The 17,011-nt window shown below is 65.6% G+C and carries 11 protein-coding genes; 7 read left to right on the forward strand and 4 right to left on the reverse strand.

Annotated features, from left to right (window positions below):
- Positions 1 to 266 precede the first annotated feature (266 nt).
- Positions 267 to 1,700: a contractile injection system protein, VgrG/Pvc8 family gene (locus tag ASF84_RS20890; protein ID WP_056840743.1), complete on the forward strand. Its 1,434-nt coding sequence runs from the start codon at positions 267 to 269 to the stop codon at positions 1,698 to 1,700.
- Here ASF84_RS20890 and ASF84_RS20895 read toward each other — a convergent pair.
- On the reverse strand, positions 1,602 to 2,954 hold the full coding sequence (locus ASF84_RS20895; RefSeq protein ID WP_056840744.1) for an MATE family efflux transporter: 1,353 nt from the start codon (positions 2,952 to 2,954) through the stop codon (positions 1,602 to 1,604). The two genes, ASF84_RS20890 and ASF84_RS20895, sit on opposite strands and share 99 nt — an antisense overlap.
- Before the next feature lie 223 nt (positions 2,955 to 3,177).
- Here ASF84_RS20895 and ASF84_RS20900 point away from each other — a divergent pair, with 223 nt between their 5' ends.
- Positions 3,178 to 8,139 (forward strand): alpha-2-macroglobulin family protein, encoded by a 4,962-nt coding sequence (locus ASF84_RS20900; protein ID WP_056840745.1) that lies wholly within the window; start codon positions 3,178 to 3,180, stop codon positions 8,137 to 8,139.
- 187 nt (positions 8,140 to 8,326) lie between these two features.
- Here ASF84_RS20900 and ASF84_RS20905 read toward each other — a convergent pair whose 3' ends face one another.
- A complete protein-coding gene (locus ASF84_RS20905; protein ID WP_056840746.1) occupies positions 8,327 to 8,620 on the reverse strand; it encodes a hypothetical protein in 294 nt (97 codons plus the stop codon).
- Positions 8,621 to 8,706: 86 nt separating this feature from the next.
- Between ASF84_RS20905 and pbpC the strand changes: the two genes are divergently transcribed.
- Positions 8,707 to 11,043: a peptidoglycan glycosyltransferase PbpC gene (gene pbpC, locus ASF84_RS20910; RefSeq protein ID WP_056840747.1), complete on the forward strand. Its 2,337-nt coding sequence runs from the start codon at positions 8,707 to 8,709 to the stop codon at positions 11,041 to 11,043.
- Positions 11,044 to 11,275: 232 nt separating this feature from the next.
- Here the strand turns inward: pbpC and ASF84_RS20915 are convergent, their stop codons facing one another.
- Entirely contained in the window at positions 11,276 to 11,686 is a 411-nt protein-coding gene (locus ASF84_RS20915; protein ID WP_056840748.1) for a response regulator, read from the reverse strand.
- A 61-nt stretch (positions 11,687 to 11,747) separates the two neighbouring features.
- Positions 11,748 to 11,951 carry a Flp family type IVb pilin gene (locus ASF84_RS20920; RefSeq protein ID WP_056840749.1) on the reverse strand — a complete coding sequence of 68 codons (204 nt, stop codon included), beginning with the start codon at positions 11,949 to 11,951 and terminating at the stop codon, positions 11,748 to 11,750.
- Positions 11,952 to 12,292: 341 nt separating this feature from the next.
- Between ASF84_RS20920 and cpaB the strand changes: the two genes are divergently transcribed.
- From cpaB to ASF84_RS20940, 4 genes are read left to right on the forward strand one after another with little or no spacing between them, the layout of a single operon-like run.
- Positions 12,293 to 13,243 carry a Flp pilus assembly protein CpaB gene (gene cpaB / locus ASF84_RS20925; protein ID WP_056840750.1) on the forward strand — a complete coding sequence of 317 codons (951 nt, stop codon included), beginning with the start codon at positions 12,293 to 12,295 and terminating at the stop codon, positions 13,241 to 13,243.
- Positions 13,244 to 13,265: 22 nt separating this feature from the next.
- Entirely contained in the window at positions 13,266 to 14,552 is a 1,287-nt protein-coding gene (locus tag ASF84_RS20930) for a type II and III secretion system protein family protein (protein ID WP_156684319.1), read from the forward strand.
- Entirely contained in the window at positions 14,549 to 15,739 is a 1,191-nt protein-coding gene (locus ASF84_RS20935; RefSeq protein ID WP_056840752.1) for an AAA family ATPase, read from the forward strand. The genes ASF84_RS20930 and ASF84_RS20935 overlap by 4 nt, the downstream gene beginning before the upstream one ends.
- A complete protein-coding gene (locus ASF84_RS20940) occupies positions 15,739 to 16,998 on the forward strand; it encodes a CpaF family protein (protein ID WP_056840753.1) in 1,260 nt (419 codons plus the stop codon). The genes ASF84_RS20935 and ASF84_RS20940 overlap by 1 nt, the downstream gene beginning before the upstream one ends.
- The last annotated feature ends 13 nt before the right edge of the window (positions 16,999 to 17,011 follow it).

The raw sequence follows: 17,011 nt of genomic DNA on the forward strand, positions 1-17,011 counted from the left end.
AGTGCGAAGCGCTCGCAAAATCTGCGAAACGCCACAAATTTACGACTGCTAACCCATCAGGGATCTATGAAACGCTGAAAATTTACGACTGCTAACGCAGCCGGTCGCGGGCAGAGCGCGCTCCTACGACAAGGTGATGCGTTAACCCTTGGTGTAAGAAAAACCTTCAGGCGCTGTAGGGTTCTTCCTGTTCTTGCTCCGGCTCTCTACCTGGTCGTGCTTCTCGACCAGAATTGGCGTTTGCCTTGCCATGTAGAGAGCTCCCGATGCCCGATTCACCGCGCGCGCCACGCTTTCGCCTGGAGGTCGCCGGCCTGCGGCGGCGCCTGGCCGTTGTGTCCTTTCGGGGGCGGGAGGCGATCAGCCAGCCTTATGCGTTTACCCTCGACGTGCTCTGCGACAACCCTGTCGTCACCCCCTCGCAACTGATGTACCGCTCGGCGTTCCTGGCGCTGGGCGCCGATGGCGCAGGCGTTCACGGGCAGATCCAGGCCGTGGCACGCACCCATCACCGACCGGGGCCGATGAGCCTGCGCCTGAGCCTGGGTCCGCGTATGACGTGCCTGTCCCAGCGTTATACCCCGCGGGTGTTCCAGCACATGAGCGCCCCGCAGATCATCGCGCAGGTATTGAGCGAGCATGGCCTGCTGGAAGACAGCTACCGCTTCGAGCTCAAGGCGCCGTGCGCCGAGCGGGTCTTCTGTGCCCAGTACCGCGAGAACGACCTGCAGTTCGTCCAGCGCTTGTGCGCCGAAGAAGGTATTCACTATCACTTCATCCATTCGCCGCACCACCATGATCTGGTGTTCGGCAGCGGCCTGCACGGCGCCCGGCGTACGCCCGAGGCACCCTGGCGCACGCGTCTGGACATGGCCGGGGTGACGCGCTTCACGGTCAATCACGCCACGCCCGCAGGACCGGACGAGCGGGTCGAGGAACGCGCAGAAGGGCATAGCACCCTGGCCTTCGTGCACAGCGGGCACCTGCTGCCGGTGACCGGTCATGCGCGCAGCGAATGGAATCACCTGTGGCGCATTACTCATGTCGAGCATCGCGGCGCCAGCGCTTATGGCAATCGGTTTTTTGCCCTGCCCTGGGAGGTCGGTGTCAGCGTACCACCGGCGCCGGGCGAGCCATTGCCAGCGTTGCAGCGCGCCTGGCTGGTCGGCCCGCCCGGGCAAGAGGCGATGCGTGATGCCGGCGGGCGTGTGCAGGTGCAGTTCGAGTGGGGCCTGCAAGGCCACGGCGCACGGTTCGCCGATTGCTGGCTGCCGGTCGAGGACGGTGTCGGTGGACCGTTGCACGGCGGCATGGCAGTGCTGGTCCGAGGGCCGGCGCAGGCGCATGCGTTGCCCAGTGTCATGGCATGTCTGGAGCCGGTCCCGCGTGCGCCGGGCAGCGTCGCCTCTGCGTCGCCGATTATTCAGGCGCGGCTCGACAGCGCCTGGTTGCTGGGCGAGGGCGGCGGGGTGCAGGTCGAGCAGGGGCCGCGCCTGCATCTGGCCCCGGGGGCTGTGTTGGCGGTGCAGGTCGGCGCCAGCGAGGTGCGCCTCGATGCCCATGGCCTGAGCCTGAGCAGCCCGGCGGTGAGCCTCAATGTTTCAGCGCACAAACCAGCCGTCGTGGCGGCTCAGGCGCCAGGCGATACGGCCCAGGCTGACGCCGCGCAGCAAGGTGAAGAGCAGGAAGGTCAGCCATAGTGCGTGGTTGCCGTGGCCGTAGGCCCAGGCGGCGACCGGCGTGATGAGGGCCACGCTGAGCAGCATGGCATCGCGCATTTCCCGGGCACGGGTGGCGCCGATGAACAGCCCGTCGAGCAGGTAGCTCCAGACCGCCAGCAGCGGCATGGCCGCCAGATAGGGCAAGTAGTCGATGGCCGTGGCGCGCACCGCCGGGATGTCGGTCAGCAGGATGATGAACCAGTGCCCGCCGGCCAGGAAGCCTGCCGCAAACAGCAGGCTGGCGAGCAGCGACCAGCCGCCGGCCACCAGCAGGTAGCGGCGCAAGGCGGTGCGATCGCGGGCGCCGATGGCATGCCCGCACAGGGCCTCGACGGCATGCGCCAGCCCGTCCAGGGCATAAGACGTCAGCATCAGGCCATTGAGCAGCAAGGCATTGGCGGCCACGGTGACATCCCCCAGCCGCGCGCCCTGGACGGTGATCAGGAACATCACCGATTGCAGCGCCAGGGTGCGCAGGAAAATATCGCGATTGACCCCCAGCAGGGGCCGCCAGGTGCGCCACAGCCTCAGCGCCTGCCAGGCAATCTGCCCCGGCCAGGCGCGCAGGCTGCGGCGGGCCAGCGCCAGGCCCAGCAAGACCCCCAGCCATTCGGCCAGTACCGAGGCACGGGCCGCGCCCGACACGCCCCAGTCCAGCCCCAGCACGAACCACAGGTTGAGCGCGATGTTCGCAAGATTGGTGGTCAGCAGGATGGCCAGCGGCGCCCGGGCATTCTGGGTGCCGAGAAACCAACCCACCAAGGCAAAGCTGGCCAGGGTCGCGGGCAGGCCGTAGAGCCTTGTCTGAAAGAACGCCAGTGCCGATTGTTGAAGGTCGGCCGAGGGCTGCATCAGCCCCAGCGCCAGGTGACTGAACGGCACGGCCAGTGCCGCCAGGCCCAAGGCCAGAACCAGCGCCAGCAACAGCCCTTGCAGCAGAATGCGCCGCAGCGCCGCCCCGTCATCTCGCCCGGCGGCCTGGGCGGCAAAGCCGGTGGTGCCCATGCGCAGAAAGCCCATGCCCCAGGCCAGGAAGGTGTACAGCGTCGAGCCGACCGCCACGGCGCCCAACTGATGGGCATGCGGTAAATGGCCGATGACGATGCTGTCGACCAACGCCACCAGCGGCACGGAAATATTCGACACGATCATCGGCATCGCCAATCCCCAGACCCGCTTGTGGGTCGGGCGATGACGCCAGTCGCCAGACAGTGTGGAGAAAGGGATAGGCATGCGGGCTCCGTGCAGGGGCGCGCATTGTACCGTTACGGCACGCCGTATGCCTGGCCGCGTACGACCGGCTTTAGCCGGGAAGCAGGCGCACCGGTCTTCGCGGCTAAAGCCGCTACAGAACATAAGGCTGAGAACAAAGTCACAAACTTGTGGTCTACTCGCCGATGAATCCTGGCGACTGCTATATAGTCGCCCCTTTCCCCTTGCTGTCGACGAGTGCCCCATGCTCAACAAAGGACTGTTCCTGGCTTGCGCGCTTGCGCTGCTCAGTGCCTGCGATTCTTCTTCCACCGATAAACCGGCCACCGCGCCTGCCCAGGCAGCAGCGCCTGCGGCCAGCCAGGCGGCCAGGCCCAAGCCTGCGGTCGACCTGCCGGCGCTGGCCAAGCGCTATGAAGGTCGCGCGCTGACGGTGGTGGATGTTTCGGAAATCCAGGTCGAGGGTGCCAGCACCTTGTCGGTGAGCCTCTCGGTGCCTTTGGACCCGGATCAGAAGTTCGCTGAAAAGCTGCATCTGGTCGACAGCAAGAACGGCAAGGTCGACGGCGCCTGGGAGCTGTCCGACAACCTCATGGAGCTGCGCCTGCGTCATTTGGAGCCACAGCGCAAGCTGGTGCTGACCGTCGACGCCGGCCTGCTGGGTGTGAACAAGGCCAAGCTGGCCAATGAGTTCGTGGCCCGCCTGGAAACCCGCGACCTGCAAGCCACGGTCGGCTTTTCCAGCCGCGGCAGCCTGTTGCCGACCCGCCTGGCCGAAGGCCTGCCGGTGATCGCCCTGAACGTCGACAAGGTCGACGTCGAATTCTTCCGCATCAAGCCCGACCAGTTGCCCAACTTCCTGGCCAACTGGGAAAGCTCGTCGAGCATCTCGGCCTACAACTCCGAAGAGCTGCTGCCGATGGCCGAGCTGGTCTACGGCGGGCGCTTCGACCTGAAGCCGGCGCGCAACACCCGTGAAACCCTGCTGTTGCCGATCGCCGGCATCAAGCCGCTGCAACAGCCGGGTGTTTACCTGGCGGTCATGCGTGCCTCGGGTCAGTACAGCTACACCCTGCCCGCCACGCTGTTCACCCTGAGTGACATCGGCCTGTCGGTGCACCGCTACAGCCAGCGCCTGGACGTGTTTACCCAGGCCCTGGAAGGCGGCAAGGCCTTGAGCGATGTGAATGTCGATGTCTATGACACCGACGGCAAGGTGGTCGGCCAGGGCAAGACCGATGGCAAGGGCCATGCGCAATTGCCGCTGCCGGCCAAGGCCGCACTGATCCTCGCGCACAAGGACGAGCAGACCAGCCTGCTGCGCCTGAACAGCCCGGCGCTGGACCTGGCCGAGTTCGATATCTCCGGCCCTCAGGCCCATCCGCTGCAACTGTTTGTCTTCGGCCCGCGCGACCTGTATCGCCCGGGTGAAACCGTGCTGCTCAATGGCCTGCTGCGCGACCAGGACGGCAAGAGCGTCAAGGCCCAGCCGATCAATGTCGAAGTGCGTCGTCCCGACGAGCAGGTCAGCCGCAAGTTTGTCTGGGAGCCGGGCAGCAACGGCCTGTACCAGTACCAGCTGCAACTGGCCGATGAAGCACCGACCGGTCGCTGGCAGCTGGTCTACGACCTGGGTGACGGCAAGCCGCAATTGTATGAATTCAATGTCGAGGACTTCCTGCCCGAGCGCCTGGCGCTGGAACTCAAGGGCAGCGAGACGCCGATCTCGCCCGAGCAGAATCCGCAGTTCGAAATCACCGGTCGCTACCTGTACGGCGCCCCGGCGTCGGGCAACAACCTGACTGGCCAGCTGTATGTACGACCGCTGCGCGAGGCGGTGGCAAAACTGCCGGGCTACCAGTTCGGCTCGATCACCGAGGAAGACCTCAAGATGGACCGCGACCTCGAGGGCACGACCCTCGATGCCAACGGTGAGGCCGTACTGGAAGTCGAGACCGAGTGGGCCAAGGCGCGCTCGCCGTTGAACCTGATCATGCAGGTCAGCCTGCAGGAGTCCGGTGGCCGGCCGATCACCCGCCGTGTGGTGCAGCCGATCTGGCCGGCCGAGCAGTTGCCGGGCGTGCGTGCGCTGTTCGGCACCAGCACCGGTGAAGACGAGTATGGCGACAGCGCCAGCCGTGGCGAGGCGCAGACCGATGGCGACGGCCCGGCCGAGTTCGAAATCGTGGTCGCCGACAGTGCCGGCAACAAGCTGGCTGCCAACAACGTCAAGGTGCGTCTGGTGCGCGAGCGCCGCGACTACTACTGGACGTACTCGGACAACGACGGCTGGAGCTACAACTACAACGAGAAATTCCTCAGCCTCAACGAGGAAATCGTCAACATCAAGAAAGATTCCACGGCCAAGATCAGCTTCCCGGTCGAGTGGGGCCCGTACCGCGTCGAGGTCGAAGACCCGAGCACCGGGCTGATCAGCAGCCTGCGTTTCTGGGCCGGCTACCGCTGGCAGGACAACGCCGAAGGCGGTGCCGTGCGTCCCGACCAGGTCAAGCTGGCGCTGGACAAACCGGCCTATGGCGATGGCGACACCGCCAAAGTGACCGTGACCCCACCGGCTGCCGGCAAGGGCTACCTGCTGGTCGAGTCGAGTGAAGGCCCGCTGTGGTGGCAGGAAATCGACGTGCCGGCCGAAGGCAAGGCGTACGACATTCCGCTGGACAAAAAGTGGGCCCGTCATGACCTGTACGTCAGCGCCCTGGTGGTGCGTCCCGGCGAGCGCAAGGCCAATGTCACGCCCAAGCGTGCTGTAGGCGTGCTGCACCTGCCGCTGGAACGCGGCCAGCGCAAGCTGGCCCTGACCGTTACCGCGCCTGAGAAGATGCGTCCCAAGCAGCCGCTCAAGCTCAAGCTAACGGCGAAAAACGCCGACGGCAGCGTGCCCAAGCAGGTCCAGGTGCTGGTGTCGGCGGTGGACGTCGGTATTCTCAATATCACCCGCTATGCCACCCCCGATCCGTATGCCAGCCTGTTCGGTCGCAAGGAATACGGCGCCGACCAGCTCGACGTCTATGGTCAGTTGATTGAAGCCGGGCAAGGCCGTGTGGCCAGCCTGGCGTTCGGTGGCGACGCCCTGGCCAAGGGCGGCAAGCGTCCTGACACCAGCGTGACCATCGTGGCGCTGCAAAGCGCGCCGGTGACCCTTAACGAACAGGGCGAAGGCGAAGTCAGCGTCGACATTCCGGACTTCAACGGCGAACTGCGGCTCATGGCCCAGGCCTGGACCGACGAGCGCTATGGCATGGCCGAGGCCAAGACCGTGGTGGCCGCGCCGCTGATCGCCGAGCTGTCGACCCCGCGCTTCCTGGCCGGTGGCGACCAGACCAGCGTGGCGCTGGACCTGTCCAACCTGTCGGGCAAGGCGCAGAAGCTCGATGTACAGCTGTTTGCCGAAGGCCAGTTGAGCATTCCCGGCGGCGACCAGTTCAAGACCGTGCAATTGAAAGAAGGCCAGCGCATCACCCTCAAGGTGCCGGTGCAGGCCCAGGGCGGTCTGGGGCAGGGCAAGCTGCGCGTGCAGGTCGACGGCCTGGTGTTGCCGGGCGAGAGCCTGCCGCCGCTGTCACGCGAGTGGACCATCGGTGTGCGTCCGGCGTACCCGGCCATGCTGCGCCATTACCGGGCAGTGCTGGAGCAGGGGCAGGACTGGAGCCTGCCGGACGGTGCGCTGCAAGCCTTCGAGCCGGCCGGTCGCGAGGCCATGCTGTCGCTGTCGAGCCGTCCGCCGCTGAACCTGGGCGAGCAGATTCGTGCGCTTAAAGCCTACCCGTATGGCTGCCTGGAACAGACCGCCAGCGGCCTGTACCCATCGCTGTACGCCGATGCCGCCACCCTCAAGCGCCTGGGCCTGACCGGCGAGCCGGACGCCGAGCGCAAGCGCAAGGTCGAAATCGGCATCGAACGCCTGCTGGGCATGCAACGCTACAACGGCAGCTTCGGCCTGTGGGGCGCCGACGGCGACGAGGAGTACTGGCTGACCGCCTATGTCACCGACTTCCTGTTGCGGGCTCGCGACCAGGGCTATGCGGTGCCGGCCGACGCATTGAAGAAGGCCAACGAGCGTCTGATGCGTTACTTGCAGGAGCGTGGCCAGATCCAGGTCAACTACAGCCAGGACGCCGAGCACACCCGCTTTGCCGTACAGGCCTATGCCGGCCTGGTGTTGGCGCGTAGCCAACAGGCGCCGCTGGGGGCCTTGCGCACCTTGTTCGAACGCCGCAGCGATGCCCGTTCCGGTCTGCCACTGGTGCAACTGGCGGTGGCACTGGAGAAGATGGGCGACAAGCCGCGTGCCGCTCAGGCCCTGCAGGCGGGCCTGGCGGTCGGACGCCCGGCCAACCAGTGGCTGGCCGACTACGGCAGCCCGCTGCGTGACCAGGCGCTGATCCTGGCGTTGCTGGAAGAGAACGACATGGGCGGTGAGCTGCGCAGCCAGCGTCTGTTCGAACTGGCCGACCAACTGGCGGCCAGCCGCTACCTGTCGACCCAGGAAAGCAATTCGCTGTTCCTGGCCGGCCGCCACTTGCTGGGCAAGCCGGAGAAAGACTGGACGGCACTGCTGTCGGCCGGCACGCAAAGCCGTGATGTCAGCAACCGTCAGCCAGGCCTGAAACTGGACGGCCCGCTGTTGGCCTCGCCGCTGTCGCTGAGCAACCAGAGCAGCGAAACCCTGTACCAGCAACTGACCGTGTCCGGTTACCCGACCCAGGCCCCGGCGGCCGGAGGCGAGAACCTGAGCATCCGTCGTGAGTACCTGAGCCTCAATGGCCAGCCGCTCAATGTCGAGGCGCTCAAGACCGGGCAACTGGTGCTGGTGCACTTGGAAGTCGCCGCCCGTCAGCGGGTGCCTGATGCCTTGGTCGTAGACCTGTTGCCGGCGGGCCTGGAGCTGGAAAACCAGAACCTGGCGCAAAGCGCGGCCAGCCTGGAAGATGCCAGCGAGTCGGTGAAAAGCTACCGTGAGTCGATGGAGAACGCCGGCATCAAGCACCAGGAATACCGTGGTGACCGTTATGTCGCGGCCCTGGACATCAACGGCAGCACCCGTGCCACGCACTTGCTGTACCTGGCCCGCGCCGTGACGCCGGGCATCTACCGGGTGCCACCGCCGCAGGTCGAGTCGATGTACCGTCCGAACTGGCAGGCGCTGGGCGAGACGCCGGCGCAGATGGTGGTCAGGGGCAAGTAAGCGACCTGGCCAGCCAGTGCCCAAAGCACTGGCTGGCCCAGTAGGAGCGCGCTCTGCCCGCGACCGAGTGCGTAGCGCTCGCAAAATCTCGTAAACGCCACAATTTTACGACTGCTAACGCAGCCGGTCGCGGGCAGAGCGCGCTCCTACAGGTCGGTAAGAGCGACCAGCGGTCGCGAATGCTTTATCAGCTGATAATCCAGCTCAGCAGCCATAACCCGAGCAGCAGCCAGATGATCCCGGCGATGATCGAGGCGCGCATGAAGGCGCGGATGGCCGCGTACAGCAGCATCAGCCCGACGATCAGGGCCAGGATGCTGATCAATGACGTGTCCATGCCCAGGGCACGAGATAACCCATCGACGAAGTTGCCACCGGCATGCGCCAGCAGATTGAACAACCATTCCAGCCCGTCGACGAAGAAGCGGATGACCGCGCCGATCGCCTGGCCGAGCCACTCGAAGAAACCTTGTGCCTGCATGTCATTGTCCTGCCTGAAAGAAATGTCTGTGGGCTTTGGCCACCGGCCAGTGGTTGCGGTTCCCCGGGCCGGGATGCGTATTTGCCATGAACCTGCGTACACGTAAATGGCTGCGCCTGGCGCTGCTGATCATTGTCGTGCCGCCGGCCTTGCTGTGGCTGGCCGACCGATTGTGGCCACTGCCGCTGCCGGCCGACGACCTGGCCCGTGTGGTGCTGGCCGAGGATGGTACGCCCTTGTGGCGTTTTGCCGATAGCGACGGCGTGTGGCGTTACCCGGTCAGTGCCGGGCAAGTGTCGCCGTATTACCTGCAAGCACTGCTGACCTATGAGGATCGCTGGTTCTACAGCCACCCCGGGGTCAATCCGTTGTCCCTGGCGCGGGCCACCTGGCAGAACCTCAGTGGGGCGCGGGTGGTGTCCGGCGGCAGCACGCTGTCGATGCAGGTGGCGCGCCTGCTCGACCCGCATGCGCGGACCCTGCCGGGCAAGCTGCGCCAGTTGTGGCGCACCCTGCAACTGGAATGGCACCTGTCCAAGGACCAGATCCTGGAGCTGTACCTGAACCGCGCGCCTTTTGGCGGCACGTTGCAAGGCGTGGCGGCGGCCAGTTGGGCGTACCTGGGCAAGTCACCGTTGCAGATGACCCGCTCCGAGGCGGCGCTGTTGGCGGTATTGCCCCAGGCCCCCAGCCGGCTGCGCCCGGACCGTCACCCGGAGCGGGCGCAATTGGCCCGTGACAAGGTGCTACGGCGCATGGCCGAGTTCGGCGTATGGCCGCAAGGCAGTGTCGAGGAGGCGTTGCAGGAACCCTTGTTGCTGGCCCCGCGCCAGGAACCGAGCCTGGCGCCGTTGCTGGCCCGGCGCCTGAACCGGGCCGGCAGCCCGCCGCTGATCCGCACCACCCTCGACGCCAGCCTGCAACGGCGCATGGAGGACCTGCTGCTGGGCTGGCGTGCCCGCTTACCGGAGCGCACCTCGGCGGCGATCCTGGTCGTCGAGGCCGAGACCATGGCGGTGCGTGCCTATGTCGGGTCGGTGGACATCAATGACGCCAAGCGCTTTGGCCACGTCGACATGATCAGCGCGGTGCGCTCGCCGGGCTCGACGCTCAAGCCGTTCCTGTACGGCATGGCGATGGACGCCGGGCTGATCCATTCCGAATCGTTGCTGCAGGACGTGCCGCGCCGCTATGGCGATTACCGCCCCGGCAACTTCTCCGCCGGTTTTGGCGGCGCGATTGCCGCCAGTTCGGCGCTGTCGATGTCGCTCAACCTGCCGGCAGTGCAACTGCTGGAGGTCTATGGCCCCAAGCGCTTTGCTGCCGAACTGCGCAATGGCGGCCTGCCGCTGACCCTGCCGCCGCTGGCCGAGCCGAACCTGGCGTTGATTCTGGGCGGGGCAGGCGCACGCTTGCAGGACCTGGTCACCGGCTACAGCGCCCTGGCGCGTGGCGGTGTCAGTGCCGATGTGCGCTTGCAGCCGCAAGACGCGCTGCGTGAGCGGCGGATGCTGTCGCCGGGGGCGGCGTGGATCATCCGGCGCATCCTCAGTGGCCAGTCGCGCCCGGACCTGGACGCGCATGCCGAACTGGTGCAACGCCCGCAGCTGGCGTGGAAGACCGGCACCAGCTATGGCTTTCGCGATGCCTGGGCGATCGGCGTGGGGCCGCGTTTTCTGGTCGGGGTCTGGATCGGGCGTCCGGACGGTACGCCGGTGCCAGGGCAGTTCGGCCTGGCTTCGGCGGCGCCTTTGATGCTGCAGGTGCACGATGTGCTGGCCAACCGCGACAGCCAGCGCGGCATCGCCAGCCCCGTGGTGCCGGTGCCGATGAACGTCGGCGTGGCCGCGATCTGCTGGCCGCTCGGCCAGCCGCTGAGCAAGAACGACCCCAATTGCCGGCGCCAGCGCTTTGCCTGGACCCTGGACGGCACCACGCCGCCTACCTTGCAGGCCGGCGATCAGCCGCTGGGTCTTGGACTGCTGGAAAAAATCTGGGTCAACGAAGCGGGCCTGCGCGTCGATGCGGCTTGCCCGGGGGCGGTGGCGCATGATGTTGCGCTGTGGCCGGCGCCGCTGGAGCCCTGGCTGGCGCGTGCCGAGCGCCGCGATGCGCGCCTGCCGGCCATCGACCCCACGTGCCCGCCGCACAACCTGAGCCTGGCCACGCCGCTGAGCATTGTCGGGGTGCGCGAGGGCGATAACCTGCGCCTGCCGGCAGGCAGTCGCCAGGCCTTGCACCTGAAACTGTCGGCACTGGGCGGCAGTGGCCGGCGCTGGTGGTTTATCGACGGCGTGCCGGCGGCTGATACCGATAACCAGGACTTCTTCAATACCGACCTGAAGCGTATCGGGCGTTACCAGTTAAGCGTGCTGGACGAGAGCGGGCAGACGGCGCAGGTGCGGTTCAACGTGATCGAGTAGGGCCGCAGCCCCTGGATATTGAACTTGCCCCGTAGGAGCGCGCTTGCCCGCGACCGAGTGCGCAGCAGTCGCAAAATTGATGCAACGCCACAGATTTACAGCTGTGAATACACTCAAAATCTGCGAAACGCCGCAATTTTACGACTGCTGACGCACTCGGTCGCGGGCAAGCGCGCTCCTACGCGAGGGGCTGTTCATGAAGCTGTATTGCGCGCCATGGGGTCAGTACGAATCAATGCCCGACCTGGAAGATCTTCGGTTCAGGAAACAGGTTGTTGAGGGTTTCGATCAGGCGCACGTGGTAGATCGGCTTGCGAAACAGGTCGAGCACCTGCAGGCGCAGCATGTCGCTGACGTCGTCCATGTCGGCATGCCCGGAGGTGACGATCACCGGCAGGTGCTGGCGCGAGGTGTGTTCGCGCAGGCGCTTGATTAACTGGATGCCGCCTTCCTCGGGCATGCGCAGGTCAGTGATGACCAGAGCGATGTCGGGATGCAGCGTCAGCTCCTGCAAGGCCTGGGTAACGGAAGACGCCGTGAAGCAGCAGAACCCTTCACCTTCAAGCAGCTCTGCCAGTTCTTCATTGGCATCCTCTTCGTCGTCAACCAGCAGCAGCTGTTGGCGGATGGGCTGGACGGCCATGGAGGTACCTGTTGGTTGATAGCAATCCGGAATCGTACCTCATTACGGGCGCGTGCATGTATCAGATAGCCGTTCCTTTCAACGCAACCAGCACTTCGTTGAGCGTTGATTTGACGGCGTTACCCAGCGGCGTCACGAACAAGACGATCACCACCGACACCATGGCGGCAATCAACACATATTCAATGGCGGAGGCAGCTTCCTTGTCCTTGAAAAATTGCTGAACACGCACTTGCGTATCAATAAACAGACGGGTCAGTGACATGGGGCTTCTCCTTGCACCCGCTCAAGGCGCAGACAATCACAGAAAGGGGGCGTTCTTCTTCCTTGCACTGACAGCATTGTCCTCCGTGTCGCTTCCTTCAATCACAAGAAAGCATTAATCCCAAAGTTATAAACACGCTTTCAGCGGCCGGATCCACCAGGGGCAGGTCGTGGCGTGCCTGACGCCGCACGGTTATTTGCCCGCCCGATAATGGCGTTTTCGAATGCTTGAACTACATTGCTAGAGCGAAATGGAAGGATCTATCGCACCGTCTTGAGGGTAGAACCCCCCGTTCACCGAGGATCAGGCGTGTGCAATGAGTGACAGAAGGAGAGGTCGTCATGAGCAGTCGCGCAACCCTGATCCTGGCGTCGCTTTTTCTGCTGGGCGCGATTCTGGTCGGCTACCTGGGGGTGATGGTCAGCACGCCCGCCACCCCGGAACCTGCCCCCGTGGCGGTCGTCGCACCGCCATCGGCCCCTGTGGCCCCGCTGCCGGTCGCTGAAAAGGCCGAGGATGCCCTGCGCCAGAGCGTGCTGGTGCTGGCCCGCGACTTGCCGGCCTACACCGTCATCAAGGCTGAAGACCTGACGGTCGAACGCCTGAAGATTGCACCACCCGGCAGCCTGACCACCTTCGATCAAGCCGTGGGCCGCAACACCTGGCGGACCCTGGCAGCCGGCACCTGGCTCACCGAGGACAGCTTTGAAGCCGGCGGCAGCCTGGCGCGGATGATCCGTGCCGACGAGCGCGCGCTGGCCGTTGCCGTAGACGAGGTGGCCGGCGCGGCCGGGCATCTCACCCCTGGCGATTACGTCGACGTGTTGCTGTACCTGCCCACGGACACTGAAAACGCCCAGCGTTCGACCCAGGTGGTGGTGCCGGCGTTGCGGGTGCTGAGCATCGGTGAACTGCTGGGCCCGACCCTGGACGGCAGCCCGGCCCAGCCGCTGAGTGCCGATGAACGCCTCAAGCAGGAACAGCGCCGCGCCAGCGCCCGCACCGTGGTGCTGGCGGTGCCGGAGCCGCTGCTGGGGCGCCTGATGCTTGCCACCCAGAACGGTGTGTTGCGCCTGGCCGTGCGTAGCGCCGAGGAAAAACACCTGCATGACTATTGGGCGGCCGAGGCGGGCAGCCGCGATGTGGCCCTGCGCCTGGACACCGCCAATCGCAGCCTGGTGCGCTTTGCCCAGTTGACCCTGGCCGGCCCCGCCGGCAGGACCACGGCCCCCGCTGCGGCCAGGCCCATCGAGGTGATTCGTGGCAACCAGGCCGGGCAACCGGCCCCCTGACTCTGTGCTAAGGATGCAGTCGATGAATGTTCGTTTCCTTTCGATGACTGTGACGCTGGCCGGGGCGTTGGCTGGCGCATGGGCACCGCCGGCCCTGGCAGTGCCGGCGGGGTGCTCGGCCCAGGTCGGCCTGCCGTCGGTGCTGGAAGTGGACCAGGGCTCCCAGCGCGACATTCGTCCGGGCGTGGCGATTACCCGGGTGGCGGTGGGTGATCCGGCGATTGCCGATGTGCAGGTCACCGGTAACCAGGGCGTGGTGATCACTGGCATGGCACCCGGCGCGACCAGCCTGATGGTGTGGACCGGCTGCGCCAAGGCCCCGCAACAAGGCATGGTGTTCGTGCGCGGCAAGGCCACGGCGGCGATGACCGAGGCGGCGCGCCTGCCGCTGGACGCCGAGCCCTTGCCCAGCCAGGTGCAGACCGACATCCGCTTTGTCGAAGTCAGCCGCAGCAAGCTCAAGGAAGCCAGCACCTCGATCTTCGGCAAGGGCTCGAACAACTTCCTGTTCGGCTCACCAGGCACGGTTTCCGGGCTGGGCGTCACCCCCGGCACCGTGCCGTCGATCATTGATGCCGGCACCAATGGCGTGGGGCCGATCATGCGCGCCAATGCGGTGGTGCCGCTGAGCAACGACATGTTCAACATTGTCTGGGGCGGTGGCAGCAGCAAGGTGCTGGGCATGATCAACGCCATGGAAAACAGCGGCTTTGCCTACACCCTGGCGCGCCCCAGCCTGGTGGCGCTGAGCGGGCAGAGCGCAAGCTTTCTGGCCGGTGGCGAATTCCCGGTGCCGGTGCCCAATGCCGAAGGCAGTGGCATCTCCATCGAGTACAAGGAATACGGTGTGCGCCTGACCCTGACGCCCACGGTGGTCGGTCACAACCGGATCCTGCTCAAGGTGGCGCCCGAAGTCAGCCAGCTGGATTTTAGCGCTGGCATTACCATTGCCGGCACCACCGTGCCGGCGCTGAACGTGCGGCGCACCGACACCAGTATTTCTCTGGCCGATGGCGAAAGCTTCGTGGTCAGCGGCCTGATCAGCTCCAACAACAGCTCGCAGGTGGCCAAGTTTCCGGGGTTGGGCGATATCCCGATCCTGGGCGCGTTCTTTCGTAACTCACAGATCAACCGTGAAGAGCGCGAACTGCTGATGGTGGTCACGCCGCATCTGGTCCAGCCGCTGGCGCGCAATGCGCAGTTGCCGTCGCTGCCGGGCGAAGGTTTGCGCAACTACGACCCGAGCTTTCTGCGCATGTATTTCCTGGAGAAGGGCGACTTCGACCGTCGCAGCGGGTTATCCCAATGAGCCAGAGCCTGAGCCAGACCTTTCTGGCCATCACCCGCAATGGTGCTGACCTGGAGTGGCTGCAAGGCGCGCTGGGTTCGCTGGGCCAGGTGGTCAGCGCCGGCACCGGCAGCCTCGATGACCTGTTGGCACTGGTGGATGTGACCTTCGCCAGCGTGGTGTTCATCGGCCTGGACCGCGAGCACCTGATGACCCAGAGCGCGCTGATCGAAGGCGCACTGGAGGCCAAGCCGATGCTGGCCATCGTCGCGCTGGGCGACGGCATGGACAACCAGTTGGTGCTCAACGCCATGCGCGCCGGCGCGCGCGATTTTGTTGCCTACGGTTCGCGCTCCAGCGAAGTGGCCGGGCTGGTGCGGCGCCTGAGCAAGCGTCTGCCGGCGGTGGCACCCAACCCCAACATGAGCGGGCTGTCGGTGCTCTATGGCGTGCAGTGCGACGGCGACGGCGCGTTGATTTCCAGCCACCTGGCGCTGGTGGTGCAAAAGACCCTGCCGCGCACCTTGCTGCTGGACCTGGGCCTGCCGCGTGGCGACAGCCTGGCGCTGCTGGGCCTGGAGTCGACCTTCAGTTTCGGGGATGCCCTGCGCCACCTGCGCAGGCTGGACGCCACGCTGATCGACAGCGCGTTCACCACCGCCGCCAGCGGGCTGCGCATCCTGGCCTACACCGAAAGCGACGATAACCTGGAGCACTCCAGCGCCGCCGAGCTGTACATGCTGCTCAGCGCCCTGCGCCAGCATTTCGAACACGTGATCATCAACCTGGTCGGCCAGCCGGACAGCGAGGCGCTGCGCACGCTGGTCAGCCATTGCGACCAGTTGATCTGGTACACCGACCAGAGCGTGCTGGCGTGCCGGCGCAACCTGGCGATTCTCAACCTGTGGCGCGACAAGGGCATGAAGCTTGCGCATGCAGTGCTGCTGGTCGACCGCTACCTGCGCCCCGTGGCGCCCAATGCCGAGACCGTGGGCAAGACCTTCGGCCTGCCGGTGGTCTCGGTGCTGCCACTCAGCCCCGAGCTGCGCCTCAATGCCAAGAACCAGGGCGTGTCGCTGTTCGAACTGGCGCCACGCGAAGCGCTGTCGGCAGGGCTGCGCCAGTTGGGCGAACACCTGGTGCGTCACAGCGGCAGCGTAGAAAAACCCACTCAAGGCTGGTTCAGCCGGCTGCGGAGAAATCGCTGATGCCCGACAGACCCTTTGGCGCCTCCTCGCGCGCCCAGCATGCCGCCGACGATGCCCAGGGCCTCAAGCTGGTGCTGCACCGCTATATCATCGACGGCATCGAGGAAAATGGCCGCAACCTGCTCGAAGGCTCACGCCCGGCGCTGGCGCAGTTCGTCATCGACAAGGTGGCCGAATATGTCGCCCGCCTGCGCCTGGCCATCTCGCGCTACGAGATGGAGCGCCTGGCCGAGGAACTGGTCGATGAACTGACCGGGTTCGGTCCGCTGGAAGTGCTGCTGCGTGATAGCTCGGTGACCGAGATCCTGGTCAACGGACCGTCCAAGGTGTTCGTCGAGCGCGACGGGGTGCTGCACCACACCGACCTGCGCTTTATCGATGCGCACCATGTCGAGCGGGTCATGCAGCGCATCCTGGCGCCGATGGGCCGGCGCCTGGACGAATCGTCGCCGATGGTCGATGCGCGCCTGCCCGATGGCAGCCGGGTCAACGCGATCATCCCGCCGATTGCGCTGGACGGGCCGTGCCTGTCGATCCGCAAGTTTCGCAAGGACATGCTCAAGAGCACCGACCTGGTGGCGATCCAGACCATTGACCAGGCGATCTTCGAGTTTTTCCAGGAGGCGGTGGGCAAGCGCTGCAATATATTGATCAGCGGCGGCACCGGCACCGGCAAGACCACGCTGCTCAACGTGCTCAGCCAGTTGATCGACAGCCACCAGCGGCTGGTGACCATCGAGGATGTCGCTGAACTGCAACTGAGCCACCCGCACGTGGTGCGCCTGGAAACCCGCCCGCCCAACGCCGAGGGCCACGGCGAAGTGCGCTCCAGCGACCTGATTCGCAACGCCCTGCGGATGCGCCCGGACCGCATCATCCTGGGCGAGATTCGCGGCGTGGAGGTGCTCGATGTACTGACGGCGATGAACACCGGTCACGACGGCTCGATGAGCACAGTGCACGCCAACAATGCCCAGGACGCCTTGCTGCGCCTGGAGACCCTGGTCGGCCTGACCGGGCGGCAGATCCCGGAAAAGACCCTGCGGCAGATGATCTGTGCGGCGCTGGACGTGATCATCCAGCTGACCCGCCTGCCCGATGGCCGGCGCTGCGTCAGCGAGGTGGTGGAGGTGGTCGGCATGCGCGACGACATCTACGTGACCAACACCCTGTTTCGCCTGGACCGGCGCACCGGCTTTGGCTTTCACCGCGAAGCCCTGCATGCCGCCGGCGACAAGCTGCGGCCGATGTACGGCTGAAAGGAGGGTGGGC

The sequence above is a fragment of the Pseudomonas sp. Leaf127 genome (assembly GCF_001423155.1).
GTDB lineage: Bacteria > Pseudomonadota > Gammaproteobacteria > Pseudomonadales > Pseudomonadaceae > Aquipseudomonas > Aquipseudomonas ovata.